This window comes from Burkholderia sp. lig30 (genome assembly GCF_000687455.2).
Classification (GTDB): Bacteria; Pseudomonadota; Gammaproteobacteria; order Burkholderiales; family Burkholderiaceae; genus Burkholderia.
This window is the reverse complement of the sequence record NZ_JGVW01000133.1, coordinates 22459-34497: the sequence shown is the minus strand read 5'-3', so window position 1 is coordinate 34497 and position 12039 is coordinate 22459. Positions and strand designations below refer to the sequence as shown.

At 66.5% G+C, this 12039-nt stretch carries 13 protein-coding genes; 10 read left to right on the top strand and 3 right to left on the bottom strand.

The window, feature by feature from the left end:
* Window position 1 precedes the first annotated feature (1 nt).
* Together LIG30_RS23885 and LIG30_RS23880 are read left to right on the top strand one after the other, a co-directional pair.
* A complete protein-coding gene (locus tag LIG30_RS23885) occupies window positions 2-883 on the top strand; it encodes an electron transfer flavoprotein subunit alpha/FixB family protein (RefSeq protein WP_235510390.1) in 882 nt (293 codons plus the stop codon).
* Between the two features lie 111 nt (window positions 884-994).
* Window positions 995-2785: an acyl-CoA dehydrogenase gene (locus LIG30_RS23880; RefSeq protein ID WP_038716116.1), complete on the top strand. Its 1791-nt coding sequence runs from the start codon at window positions 995-997 to the stop codon at window positions 2783-2785.
* A 92-nt stretch (window positions 2786-2877) separates the two neighbouring features.
* Here the strand turns inward: LIG30_RS23880 and LIG30_RS23875 are convergent, their stop codons facing one another.
* Window positions 2878-4164 carry a D-amino acid dehydrogenase gene (locus tag LIG30_RS23875; protein ID WP_038716115.1) on the bottom strand — a complete coding sequence of 429 codons (1287 nt, stop codon included), beginning with the start codon at window positions 4162-4164 and terminating at the stop codon, window positions 2878-2880.
* A 145-nt stretch (window positions 4165-4309) separates the two neighbouring features.
* Here LIG30_RS23875 and LIG30_RS23870 point away from each other — a divergent pair, with 145 nt between their 5' ends.
* Both LIG30_RS23870 and LIG30_RS23865 read left to right on the top strand, forming a co-directional pair.
* Window positions 4310-4798 (top strand): Lrp/AsnC ligand binding domain-containing protein, encoded by a 489-nt coding sequence (locus tag LIG30_RS23870; RefSeq protein ID WP_038716114.1) that lies wholly within the window; start codon window positions 4310-4312, stop codon window positions 4796-4798.
* Between the two features lie 80 nt (window positions 4799-4878).
* On the top strand, window positions 4879-6012 hold the full coding sequence (locus LIG30_RS23865) for a PA0069 family radical SAM protein (RefSeq protein WP_038716111.1): 1134 nt from the start codon (window positions 4879-4881) through the stop codon (window positions 6010-6012).
* A 9-nt stretch (window positions 6013-6021) separates the two neighbouring features.
* Here the strand turns inward: LIG30_RS23865 and LIG30_RS23860 are convergent, their stop codons facing one another.
* Together LIG30_RS23860 and LIG30_RS23855 are read right to left on the bottom strand one after the other, a co-directional pair.
* The gene (locus LIG30_RS23860; protein ID WP_038716110.1) at window positions 6022-6489 is read right to left on the bottom strand and encodes an NINE protein; all 468 of its coding nucleotides are present in this window, start codon (window positions 6487-6489) and stop codon (window positions 6022-6024) included.
* A gap of 107 nt (window positions 6490-6596) precedes the next feature.
* Entirely contained in the window at window positions 6597-7733 is a 1137-nt protein-coding gene (locus tag LIG30_RS23855; RefSeq protein WP_038716109.1) for a PQQ-dependent sugar dehydrogenase, read from the bottom strand.
* A gap of 152 nt (window positions 7734-7885) precedes the next feature.
* Between LIG30_RS23855 and rpsP the strand changes: the two genes are divergently transcribed.
* The 6 genes from rpsP (at window position 7886) to LIG30_RS23825 (ending at window position 12030) form a co-directional block, all read left to right on the top strand.
* Window positions 7886-8140 (top strand): 30S ribosomal protein S16, encoded by a 255-nt coding sequence (rpsP, locus tag LIG30_RS23850; protein ID WP_010091769.1) that lies wholly within the window; start codon window positions 7886-7888, stop codon window positions 8138-8140.
* A gap of 46 nt (window positions 8141-8186) precedes the next feature.
* Complete coding sequence (rimM, locus tag LIG30_RS23845; protein WP_038716108.1) at window positions 8187-8870, top strand: ribosome maturation factor RimM; 684 nt, start codon at window positions 8187-8189, stop codon at window positions 8868-8870.
* A gap of 1 nt (window position 8871) precedes the next feature.
* A complete protein-coding gene (gene trmD / locus LIG30_RS23840; protein WP_038716106.1) occupies window positions 8872-9666 on the top strand; it encodes a tRNA (guanosine(37)-N1)-methyltransferase TrmD in 795 nt (264 codons plus the stop codon).
* A gap of 133 nt (window positions 9667-9799) precedes the next feature.
* Window positions 9800-10192, top strand: a complete 393-nt coding sequence (gene rplS / locus LIG30_RS23835) for a 50S ribosomal protein L19 (RefSeq protein WP_038716103.1) — start codon at window positions 9800-9802, stop codon at window positions 10190-10192.
* Between the two features lie 93 nt (window positions 10193-10285).
* Window positions 10286-10972 (top strand): CoA pyrophosphatase, encoded by a 687-nt coding sequence (locus tag LIG30_RS23830; RefSeq protein ID WP_038716102.1) that lies wholly within the window; start codon window positions 10286-10288, stop codon window positions 10970-10972.
* Window positions 10973-11091: 119 nt separating this feature from the next.
* The gene (locus LIG30_RS23825) at window positions 11092-12030 is read left to right on the top strand and encodes a CobD/CbiB family protein (RefSeq protein ID WP_038716099.1); all 939 of its coding nucleotides are present in this window, start codon (window positions 11092-11094) and stop codon (window positions 12028-12030) included.
* Window positions 12031-12039: the final 9 nt, after the last annotated feature.

Here is a 12039-nt window from a genome sequence, read left to right as displayed (position 1 = left end):
GCTGAACACGGTGGCGGCGGCAGCGAAGATCGGCGGTGACATTCATGTGCTGGTCGCGGGCCACAATGCGCAAGCGGCTGCAGACGCAGCGGCGAAGATCTCAGGTGTGTCGAAGGTGCTGCTGGCCGACGCGCCGCAGCTGGCCGCAGGCCTGGCGGAGAACGTCGAGGCGACGGCGCTGAACATCGCGAAGGACTACTCGCACATCCTCGCGCCGGCCACCGCGTACGGCAAGAACATCGCGCCGCGCCTGGCGGCGAAGCTGGACGTCGCGCAGATCTCGGACATCACGGCGGTTGATTCGGCCGACACGTTCGAGCGCCCGATCTACGCGGGCAACGCGATCGCGACGGTGCAGTCGAGCGATCCGGTCAAGGTGATCACGGTGCGTTCGACGGGCTTCGACCCGGTGGCGGCGGAAGGCGGCAGCGCGACGGTCGAGCCGATCGGCGCGGCGGCGGACGCGGGCGTGTCGCAGTTCGTCAGCCGCGAGGTGACGAAGCTGGACCGTCCGGAACTGACGAGCGCGAAGATCATCGTGTCGGGCGGCCGGGGTCTCGGCAGCGGCGAGAACTACACGAAGGTGCTGGAGCCGCTGGCGGACAAGCTGCAGGCGGCGCTGGGCGCGTCGCGCGCGGCAGTCGACGCGGGCTACGTGCCGAACGACTACCAGGTCGGCCAGACCGGCAAGATCGTCGCGCCGCAGTTGTACATCGCAGTGGGCATCTCGGGTGCGATCCAGCATCTGGCCGGGATGAAGGATTCGAAGGTGATCGTTGCGATCAACAAGGATCCGGAAGCGCCGATCTTCAGCGTGGCGGACTACGGCCTGGTGGGCGACCTGTTCGCGCTCGTGCCGGAACTGGTGAGCGAGCTGGGCTGATGCGCGGCATGCGCCGCGCGTGAGGCATCGGCGGTAACGCACACGGCACAAGGGGCGCGATGAGCGCCCCTTTTTTACGCCATATGCAGAAAGAGAAATGAGAGGAGCAACATGAGCTACATCGCACCCGTCAAGGACATGCTGTTCGTGCTGAAGGAACTGGCCGGCATCGACGACGTCGCGAAGCTGCCCGGTTTCGAAGACGCAGGCTTCGACACCGCGCAGGCCGTGCTCGACGAATCTGCGAAATTCTGCGGCGAAGTGCTGGCACCACTGAATGCCGAAGGCGACCGCCATCCGAGCAGCTGGAGCAATGGCGAAGTGACGGCGACGCCGGGCTTCAAGGAGGCTTTCCGTCAGTTCGTCGAAGGCGGTTGGCAGGGGCTCCAGCATCCGGCCGAGTACGACGGTCAGGGCCTGCCGAAACTGATCGCGACGCCGTGCATCGAGATGCTGAACGCGTCGAATCTGTCGTTCGCGCTGTGCCCGCTGCTGACGGACGGCGCGATCGAGGCACTGCTGACCGCGGGCACCGATGCGCAGAAGCAACGCTACGTGCCGAAGCTGATCTCGGGCGAGTGGACCGGGACGATGAACCTGACCGAGCCGCAGGCCGGCTCCGATCTCGCGCTCGTGCGCTCGCGCGCCGAGCCGCAGGCCGACGGCTCGTACAAGGTCTTCGGCACGAAAATCTTCATCACGTGGGGCGAGCACGACATGGCCGGCAACATCGTCCATCTGGTGCTCGCGCGCACGCCGGGCGCACCGGAGGGCGTGAAGGGCATCTCGCTGTTCATCGTGCCGAAATTCCTCGTCAACGACGATGGCAGCCTCGGCGCGCGCAACGACGTTCACTGCGTGTCGATCGAGCACAAGCTCGGCATCAAGGCGAGCCCGACCGCGGTGCTCCAGTACGGCGATCACGGCGGCGCGACCGGCTATCTGGTCGGCGACGAGAATCGTGGCCTCGAATACATGTTCATCATGATGAACGCGGCGCGCTTCGGCGTCGGCATGCAGGGCATCGGCGTCGCCGAGCAGGCGTACCAGAAGGCCGCGGCGTTCGCGAAGGAGCGCGTGCAGAGCCGTCCCGTCGACGGGTCGGCGACGCAGTCCGTGACGATCATCCATCACCCGGACGTGCGCCGGATGCTGGCGGCGATGCGCGCGATGACGGAAGGCGCGCGGGCGCTGGCGTATGTCGCGGCGGCGCACGGCGACCACGCGCATCGCGATCCCGACGCGGCCGCGCGGGAGCGCCATCAGGCGATCTACGAGTACCTGGTGCCGGTCGTGAAGGGCTGGAGCACCGAGATGGTCAACGAGGTCGCGAGCCTCGGCGTGCAGGTGCACGGCGGCATGGGGTTCATCGAGGAAACCGGTGCGGCGCAGTACTACCGCGATGCGCGGATTCTCGCGATCTACGAAGGCACGACCGCGATTCAGGCGAACGACCTCGTCGGCCGCAAGACGGTGCGCGACGGCGGCGCGGTGGCGAAGGCGCTGCTTGGCGAGATCGCGCAGACGGTCGACGCGCTGGGCCGCGCGGAAGGTGTCGCGGCCGCGTCGATGAAGGCACGGCTGGAGCAGGGCGCGCGGGCGCTGGCCGCGGCGGTCGATTTCGTCGTCGAGAACGCGAAGCGCGACCCGAACGCGGTATTTGCCGGCAGCGTCCCGTACCTGAAGCTCGCGGGCATCGTGCTGTGCGGCTGGCAGATGGCGCGCGGGCTGCTCGCCGCGCAACGCCGCCGTGCGGACGATCCGGCGTTCCACGATGCGAAGATCGCGATCGCGCAGTTCTATGCCGAGCACATCCTCGTGCAGGCGGGCGGGCTCGAAGCGTCGATCGTCAGCGCGAAGAGCGGCCAGAGCGTGCTCGCGCTGGCCGAAGACCAGTTCTGAGCTTGTGCGCGTGCCGCACAGCGCACACGGCGCCCGAGGGCGCCGTGTGCGAGGGGGAGCGTCCTGCCCGCGTCGCCGCGGGCGGGCGCGGATTATGCGTACGCGGGGCGGTGTGCGCCGGCGGTTTCCTTCAGGTAGCGGTGTACCGACAGGTCGTCCGCCAGGATCGCCGGCTTCTTGCCCGAGATCAGGTCGGCGAGCAACTGGCCGGAGCCGCACGACATGGTCCAGCCGAGCGTGCCGTGGCCGGTGTTCATGAACAGGTTCGACACCGGCGTGCGGCCGACGATCGGCGTGCCGTCCGGCGTCATCGGGCGCAGGCCGGTCCAGAAGGTTGCCTTCGACGTGTCGCCGCCGCCCGGGAACAGGTCGTTCACGCACATCTCGAGCGTTTCGCGGCGCGCGTCGCGCAGGCGCTTGTCGAAGCCGACGATCTCCGCCATGCCGCCGACGCGGATCCGGTCGTCGAAGCGCGTGATCGCGATCTTGTAGGTCTCGTCGAGCACCGTCGAGACCGGCGCGGCTGCCTCGTTGACGATCGGCGCGGTGATCGAATAGCCCTTGAGCGGATACACGGGGATCTTCATCAGGTTCGCGACGAAGCGCGTCGAGTACGAGCCGAGCGCGACGACGAACGCATCGGCGCGAACCGTTTCGCTGCCGCACTGGACGCCCGCGATCTTGCCGCCGGCGAGCGCCAGCGCGTCGATCGGCGTGTTGTAGCGGAACTTCACGCCGAGGCCTTCGGCGAGCGCGGCGAGGCGCGTCGTGAACAACTGGCAGTCGCCGGTTTCGTCACCCGGCAGGCGCAGGCCGCCCGTCAGCTTGTGCGATACCGAGGCGAGCGCCGGCTCGGCCTTTTTCAGGTCGGCGGGCGTGAGCAGTTCGAACGGCACGTTCGCTTCGCGCAGCACGGCGATGTCCTTCGCGGCGCCGTCGAGCTGCTGCTGCGTGCGGAACAGCTGCAGCGTGCCGCCCGTTCGGCCTTCATACTGGATGCCGGTATCGGCGCGCAGCGCCTGCAGGCAGTCGCGGCTGTATTCGGCGAGACGCACCATGCGGCCCTTGTTGACCGCATAGCGCTCGGGCGTGCAGTTGCGCAGCATCTGCCACATCCATTGCAGCTGGAAGCGGGTGCCGTCGAGACGGATCGCGAGCGGCGCGTGCTTCTCGAACATCCATTTGACCGCCTTGAGCGGCACGCCGGGCGCGGCCCACGGCGCGGCATAGCCGGGCGAGATCTGCCCCGCGTTCGCGAAGCTCGTGTCGAGCGCCGGGCCAGCCTCCCGATCGATCACCGTGACTTCATGACCGGCGCGCGCGAGGTAATACGCGCTTGCCACGCCGACCACACCGCTGCCCAAAACGACGACTCGCATAGATGCTCCAAAAAGGAAGGGCCAGATAAAAGCCGGTTGCACCCGCGGCTCCGTGATTCCTCTAGCTGACCTAGTTTTTCGCGCTATGGTATTGTCGAATCAGTAGGTTTTGTTATCGTATTTTTTAGATTTTCAGTAGATAAACATGAGAACTCAACGTCAGCCAGTACGGCAGCTCGACAAGCTCGACCGTCGCATCCTCAAGCTGTTGCAGGACGACGGCCGCATGGCGATGAAGGATCTCGCCGAGCAGGTCGGCCTGACCGTCACGCCATGTATCGAGCGCGTGCGGCGCATGGAGCGGGACGGCGTCATCACCGGCTATCACGCGCGGGTCGACCCGGCCCAGCTCGGCGCGGCGCTGCTGGTGTTCGTCGAGATCACGCTCGACCACAAGAGCGGCAACATGTTCGACCAGTTTCGCCGCGAAGTGATGAAGATCGACGAGGTGCTCGAGTGCCACCTCGTGTCCGGCGACTTCGACTATCTGATCAAGGCGCGCATCGGCGAGATGGCCGACTATCGCAAGCTGCTCGGCGACATCCTGCTGCAGCTGCCGGGCGCGGTGCAGTCGAAGAGCTACGTCGTGATGGAGGAGATCAAGGAGACGCTGACGATCGCGGTCGAGGAATAGCCCGCCCGAGCCCTTGGCACGCCACACCGAATACTGTATAAATGTACAGTATTCGGTGTGCATGTGACTGGGCGGGGTAAATGAATGATCGATTCGTTGGAGAGTTTCCGGTTATGCCGCCTGCGCCTCGAAAGGGGCGCGGCGCGGTCGACAATCTGCAGGGGCGGTACGAGACGGCGCAGCGAGAGGCGGTCGACGACGGCTGGACGCACGTCGAGCAAGGCGACGATCTGCCTGCACCGCTGCGTACGCAGGTGTTCGAGGAGCGCGCCCGCAGCATCCTGACGCGCAACCAGTCGCCCGATATCCCGTTCAGCGTGTCGCTGAATCCGTATCGCGGCTGCGAGCACGGCTGCATCTACTGTTTCGCGCGTCCGACGCACAGTTATCTCGGGCTGTCGCCGGGCCTCGATTTCGAGAGCCGCATCTACGCGAAGGTCAATGCCGCCGAGTTGCTGGCGCGCGAGATTGCGAAGAAACAATTCGTGCCCGAGCCGGTCGCACTCGGCGTCAATACCGACGCGTACCAGCCCGTCGAGCGGGATTTGCGCATCACGCGCAGCGTGATCCAGGTGATGCACGATCACGGCCTGCCGTTCGCCGCGATCACGAAATCATCGCTGATCGAGCGTGATCTCGACCTGCTCGCACCGATGGCGGCGCGCGGCCAGGTGATGGCGGCGGTCACGATCACGACGCTCGACGCCGATCTCGCGCGCGCGCTCGAGCCGCGCGCGTCGACGCCGGCGCGCCGGCTCCGCACGATTCGAGCGCTGAGCGACGCGGGCGTGCCGGTCGGCGTGAGCATCGCGCCGGTGATTCCGTTCGTCACCGAGCCCGACATGGAGCGCGTGCTCGAAGCCTGCGCGGAGGCGGGCGCGACGCATGCGAGCTACATCATCCTGCGCCTGCCGTGGGAGGTCGCGCCGCTGTTCAGGCGCTGGTTGGCCGCGCATTTTCCGGATCGCGCGGAGCGTGTGATGAACCGCGTGCGCGACATGCGTGGCGGCAAGGATTACGAGCCGGCGTTCGGCCGGCGCATGAAGGGCGAGGGGATCTGGGCCGATCTGCTGCGGCAGCGCTTTCGTCAGGCGGTCAGGCGCCTGGGGCTGAACGAGCGGACGAACGGCATCCTGGACGTGTCGCAGTTTCGGATGCCGGCGACGTTGTGCGCGGGTTCGGCGCCCGACGACGCGCAGCTGAAGCTGTTCTGAATGCCGCCGTTACTGGGAGATCTGCTTGGCCGCTTCGACCTGCGATTCGAAATACGTCTGGAACGACAGCGCGAGCGACGTCATCAGCAGGAACGCGCCGACCAGCAGCGAGAAGCTGACGATGATGATGACCGTCCAGCCCGAACGGCTGTGCTTGCCGGTGCCGGCATTGAATTGCGCGTCCCATTTTTCGTCGGGGCGCAGGCCGTACACGATCGCCGCGAGGAATGCCGCGAGGAGCGAGATCGCGCCGGGCATCGCGAGCCACCAGCCGAGGCTGGCCGTGCGTTCGGAGGCCGACAGCAGCAGGAAGCCGGGAATGCCGATCAGCGTGCCGATCAGGTGCGCCCAGCCGAACACGTCCCGCCAGCCGTACAGATAGAAGCGGTGCGCGCCGATCGAGCCGAACAGGAACGCCAAGGCGGCGGTGAGCGTCTTGGAGCGGAAGCGGCGGGGCGAAGGCGTGCTGCTGGACATAAGTGGCGGGAATATCGTGTGTTTGGTATCGACTGCCGGCGGCGCAGGCGCGCTGCCCGGTCCGCATTCTACGATGGCGGTATCGGCGCGGTCATCCCCGTTCTGCGTCACGGTGCCGCATAGGTGACCCGGTAGATCGCGCCGGCGTAGTCGTCGCTGACGAGCAGCGAGCCGTCGGGCAACTGCAGCACGTCGGCCGGGCGCCCCCACACGGAGCCGTCGGGCCGCAGCCAGCCGCTCACGAACGGCGTCTGCCGCGCGTGGCTGCCGTCCGCCGACGCGACGACCCGCATCACGCGATAGCCGACCTTCGTGCTGCGGTTCCACGAGCCGTGTTCGGCAATGAAGATGTTGTTGCGGTACGCGGCGGGGAACATCGTTCCTGTATAGAAGCGCATGCCGAGCGACGCGACGTGAGCGCCGAGCTTGAGCACGGGGCCGGTGTAGCGGCGGCACGCTTCCTTGCTGCCGAATTCGGGATCGGGCGTGTCGCCGCCGTGGCAGAACGGAAAGCCGAAATCGAGCCCGGCGCGGGGCGCCCGGTTGAGTTTGTCGTCCGGCACGTCGTCGCCCATCATGTCGCGCCCGTTGTCGGTGAACCACAGCTCGCCGGTGTCCGGGTGCCACGCGAACCCGACCGTATTGCGCACGCCGCGCGCGACGACTTCCTGGCGGCTGCCGTCCGGATTCATGCGTGCGATGATCGCGTAGCGGTCGCGATCGACCAGGCAGACGTTGCATGGTGCGCCCGTCGGCACGTACAGCTTGCCGTCCGGGCCGAACGCAATGAACTTCCAGCCGTGATGGCGCCCGCTCGGCAGCGCGTCGGTGACGACCACGGGGTTCGGCGGCGCCGCCAGCTGGCTGTCGATGCGATCGAGGCGCAGAATGCGGGAGACGGCCGACACGTACAGCGCGCCGTCCCGATAGGCGACGCCGACCGGCATCGTCAGCCCGGACGCAATCACGTGATGGGCGAGCACCTCGCCGTCGCGCACCACGAGCGCGTGCACGCGCCCCTCCATGCTGCCGACGTACAGGATGCCGCGTGGCGACCACGCCATTTCGCGTGCGGCCGGCACGGCGTCGCTCAGCAGTGTGATGTGAAAGCCGGGTGGCAGCACGAGCTGGGCGAGCGGCAGGCTCTCGGCGGGCGCCGCGGCGGGGAGGAAACAGGCTACGCCGGCGAGCAGTGCGGCAACGCGGCGCTGCGCGCGGCGTGTCATGGCGCAAGCGAGCGGCATGGCGGCGGCGGAAGGTCCGTGACAGGGCGATTGTATGCCCGCCCGCGCGGCGTCTGCGGAATTTTGCGCGTAAGTGTTTGTTGTGCCACTGGTTTCCAGCTATAATCGCACGTTTCAGTAGTTTCGAACCCGGTTTTCCCGAAGGATTTCATATGGTTATCATCCGTCTGGCTCGCGGCGGCTCGAAGAAGCGCCCGTTCTACAACATCGTTGCTACCGATTCGCGTAACCGTCGTGACGGCCGCTTCATCGAACGCGTCGGCTTCTACAACCCGGTCGCCACGAAGGGCGAATCGCTGCGTATCGCTCAGGACCGCCTGACGTACTGGCAAGGCGTTGGCGCGCAACTGTCGCCGACCGTCGAGCGTCTCGTGAAGCAAGCGCAAAAGGCGCAACCGGCTGCGTGAGCGGGATGGCGCTGCATGCCGGTCGTGCCGGCCGTGAGGTTCAGTGATGGCGGAGCACGATTCCGGTAGCGCCAAGCGCGCGCGTGCATCGTTCGGTGCGTTCGTCCGCAAGCCGGCCGAGCGCGGTTCGGTTACGGACGCCAGCGCGGCAGCGGCGGAACAGGGTGGCCTCGAGGCCACGCAGGCCTGGCCCGACGATGCTGTCGAGGTTGGTGCGGTGGTCGACGCTTACGGCCTCAAGGGGTGGGTCAAGATTGCGACCCATGCCGACGCCGGTCGCGGCGGCGACGCGCTGTTGAAGGCGCGCCGCTGGTGGCTGCTGCAAAAAGGCGCGGAGCGCCAGTCTGTCTGCATCGAGCAGGCGAAGACGCATGGCGACACGGTCGTCGCGCATCTCGCCGGCGTCGGTGATCGCGACGCGGCGCTGTCGCTGCGCGGTACCCGCGTGTTCGTGCGCCGGGAGGATTTTCCGGCGCTCGCAGCGGACGAGTTTTACTGGGTCGATCTGATCGGTCTCGACGTCATCAACGAAAAGGCGGTGGCGCTCGGTAAGGTGGCCGGCATGATCGACAACGGTGTGCATTCGATCATGCGTGTCGAATATCCGGCGACCGGGAAAGACGGCCAGCCGGTGACCGCCGAGCGGCTGATTCCGTTCGTCGGGGTGTACGTCAAAACGGTGGATCAGGCGGCGCGTCGCATTGTCGTCGACTGGGAAGCCGATTACTGAAATGAACCAGGTCACGGAGAGCGCGGTGCAGTTCGATATCGTCACGCTCTTTCCCGAAATGTTCCGCGCGTTGACCGACTGGGGAATCACCAGCCGGGCCGTGAAGCAGGGGCGCTTCGGGCTTCGCACCTGGAATCCGCGTGATTTCACGACGGACAACTACCGCACGGTCGACGATCGGCCTTACGGTGGCGGTCCGGGCATGGTGATGCTGGCCAGGCCGCTCGAAGCCGCGATCGGCGCCGCGAAGGCGGCGCAGGCGGAGCAGGGCGTCGCGAGCACGCGCGTCGTGATGATGTCGCCGCAGGGCGCGCCGCTCACGCACGAGCGCGTCGTACGGATGGCTCAGGAGCCGGGCGTCATCGTGCTGTGCGGCCGTTACGAGGCGATTGATCAGCGCCTGCTCGACCGTTGCGTCGACGAGGAAATCAGCCTTGGCGATTTCGTGCTGTCCGGCGGCGAGCTGCCGGCGATGGCGATGATGGATGCCGTCGTCCGTCTGCTGCCTGGCGTGCTGAACGACGCGCAATCGGCCGTGCAGGACAGCTTCGTCGACGGGCTGCTCGATTGTCCGCATTACACGCGTCCCGAGGAATACGAGGGCATGCGGGTGCCGGACGTGCTGCTCGGCGGGCATCATGCCGAGATCGAGCGCTGGCGGCGCCAGGAAGCATTGAGAAACACGTGGCTGAAGCGTCCCGACCTGATTGCGCGGGCGCGCCGCGACAAGTTGCTGAGCCGTGCCGACGAAGCATGGCTCGCGAACCTCGCGCGCGAAGCGAAAAACGCCTCCTGAGGCGGCTTCGCGAGCGGGAATTGGCGGTGCTGCGCATGCGTGCGCGGCACCTGATGTGAATCCATCCTCTATCGGGGCCGGGCCTGGGCACAGGCGGGCGCAAACGCCGACAAGATGGCTTTAGGAGTCAGTGATGAATCTGATCGAAAAACTTGAGCAGGAAGAGATCGAGCGCGCGCTCGCCGGCAAGACGATTCCCGAATTCGCCCCGGGCGACACGGTGATCGTGAACGTGAACGTGGTTGAAGGTACCCGCAAGCGCGTTCAGGCCTACGAAGGCGTCGTGATCGCGAAGCGCAACCGCGGCCTGAACTCGGCGTTCATCGTCCGCAAGATCTCGTCGGGCGAAGGTGTCGAGCGTACGTTCCAGACCTACTCGCCGCTGCTGGCAAGCATCGTCGTGAAGCGTCGCGGTGACGTCCGTCGCGCGAAGCTGTACTACCTGCGCGAGCGTTCGGGCAAGTCGGCTCGAATCAAGGAAAAGCTGGTGTCGAAGGATCGCGCCGCTGCTGCTCCGCAAGCGTAAGCGTAAGAGCTGTAAGAAAAAAGCACCCACCCGGGTGCTTTTTTCATTCTGGCGCGACAATATGCTCATATCGCCCGAGGACACGGAGTTCCATTGAATCGCCGCCCCATCATCGATCCCGAAGTGCTGCCGGTCGAAACGACCGGCGTCGGTCTGCCGGCCATCGACGGCCGGCGGATGACGCCGTGCGGGTTGCGCGACCGCTTCGCGCACGCGCTCGAATGGATCGAGGAGCCTTCCGAGGCGCGTCTCGTCGAGGGCATCGATCCACGCAGCGCCGCGGTGCTGGTGCCGCTGGTCGCGCGCGAAGCGGGCCTGACCGTGCTGCTCACGCAGCGCGCCGATCACCTGAACGACCACGCGGGGCAGATCAGCTTTCCCGGCGGCCGGCGCGAGCCGTTCGACCACGATGCGACGGCCACCGCGTTGCGCGAGGCGAAGGAAGAGATCGGGCTTGCCGGCGAACGGGTGGAAGTCCTCGGCGCGCTGCCGGACTACCTGACGGGAACCGGATTCTGCGTGACGCCCGTCGTCGGCCTCGTGCATCCGCCGTTCACCATGCAGGCGGACACGCTCGAAGTCGCCGAGATATTCGAAGTGCCGCTCGCGTTCCTGATGAATCCGGCCAACCACCAGGTGCGCGTGTTTCGCTGGGACGGCGGCGAGCGTCGTTTTTTTGCGATGCCTTATCCCAATGGCGATGCGGGCGCGCATTACTTCATCTGGGGCGCAACTGCCGGCATGTTGCGCAATCTTTACCGCTTCCTGGCGGCAGGATGAAATCCGGCGCTGCGCGCGGCATCCGCGGCGCGGCCGGCACGCGGCGCATGGGGCCATGCGAGGCTTACGCTGTGCTATCGTTATGCAAAAAATGACATAACCCGAAGACGGCGCCACGCATGACTTTCTTTTCGGTTCTTCTTGCCCTGATCATCGAACAGGTTCGCGCGCTATCACCGAGCAATCCGGTGTTTGCGTTGTTCCAGTTTCATGCGGAAACCGTCGCGCACGGTCTCGACGCCGGCAAGCAGAAGCACGGCGTCCTCGCATGGCTCGCGGTCGTCCTGCCTTGGGTACTGGCCACCGCGCTCGTCTATTTCCTGCTGTACAAGGTGAGCTTCGCGCTGGCGTTCCTGTGGAACGTCGCCGTCGTCTATTTCACGCTCGGCTTCCGCCAGTTCAGCCACTATTTCACCGACATCCATCTCGCGCTCAACAACGACGACGTGCCGCGCGCGCGGGAAATCCTCAACGAATGGACGGGGATGGACACGGTCGACATGCCGGTCGGCGAAATCGTCCGCCATACGCTGATCCACGCGGTCGTCGCGTCGCATCGCCACGTATTTGGCGTGTTCTTCTGGTATGTGCTGCCGATCGGTCCGGCAGGCGCGGTGCTGTACCGCATCTCCGAATACCTCGCGCGCAGCTGGTCGACGCCCGGCGACGATCGCACCGCCGCATTCTCGACGTTCGCGCAGCGTGCGTTCTTCGTGATCGACTGGGTGCCGGCACGCCTGACGGCGCTCGGTTTCGCGATCGTCGGCAACTTCGAGGACGCGATCTACGCGTGGCGTAACCACACGCGCCAGTGGCCCGACCCGAACGACGGCGTGCTGCTGGCGGCAGGCAGCGGTGCGCTTGGCGCGCGCCTTGCCGGGCCGCTCGCCGAGCAGTCGAGCGTCGACGTTCTGGCGGTCGGCGACAGCGGGCCGGTCACGGTCGGCGACGACTGCACGCCGCGCACGCTGCAATCCGCTGTCGGCCTCGTCTGGCGCGCGGTGATCCTGTGGATGATCCTGTTGCTGATGCTGACGATCGCCGTCTGGGTGTCCTGACGCGGCTGC

Bases quoted from the DNA above. Each gene is read 5' to 3' on its own strand.
- LIG30_RS23880 (WP_038716116.1), top strand. From the start codon at position 995: ATGAGCTACATCGCACCCGTCAAGGACATGCTGTTCGTGCTGAAGGAA.
- LIG30_RS23875 (WP_038716115.1), bottom strand. From the start codon at position 4,164: ATGCGAGTCGTCGTTTTGGGCAGCGGTGTGGTCGGCGTGGCAAGCGCG.
- LIG30_RS23870 (WP_038716114.1), top strand. From the start codon at position 4,310: ATGAGAACTCAACGTCAGCCAGTACGGCAGCTCGACAAGCTCGACCGT.
- LIG30_RS23865 (WP_038716111.1), top strand. From the start codon at position 4,879: ATGAATGATCGATTCGTTGGAGAGTTTCCGGTTATGCCGCCTGCGCCT.
- LIG30_RS23860 (WP_038716110.1), bottom strand. From the start codon at position 6,489: ATGTCCAGCAGCACGCCTTCGCCCCGCCGCTTCCGCTCCAAGACGCTC.
- LIG30_RS23855 (WP_038716109.1), bottom strand. From the start codon at position 7,733: ATGCCGCTCGCTTGCGCCATGACACGCCGCGCGCAGCGCCGCGTTGCC.
- rpsP (WP_010091769.1), top strand. From the start codon at position 7,886: ATGGTTATCATCCGTCTGGCTCGCGGCGGCTCGAAGAAGCGCCCGTTC.
- rimM (WP_038716108.1), top strand. From the start codon at position 8,187: ATGGCGGAGCACGATTCCGGTAGCGCCAAGCGCGCGCGTGCATCGTTC.
- trmD (WP_038716106.1), top strand. From the start codon at position 8,872: ATGAACCAGGTCACGGAGAGCGCGGTGCAGTTCGATATCGTCACGCTC.
- rplS (WP_038716103.1), top strand. From the start codon at position 9,800: ATGAATCTGATCGAAAAACTTGAGCAGGAAGAGATCGAGCGCGCGCTC.
- LIG30_RS23825 (WP_038716099.1), top strand. From the start codon at position 11,092: ATGACTTTCTTTTCGGTTCTTCTTGCCCTGATCATCGAACAGGTTCGC.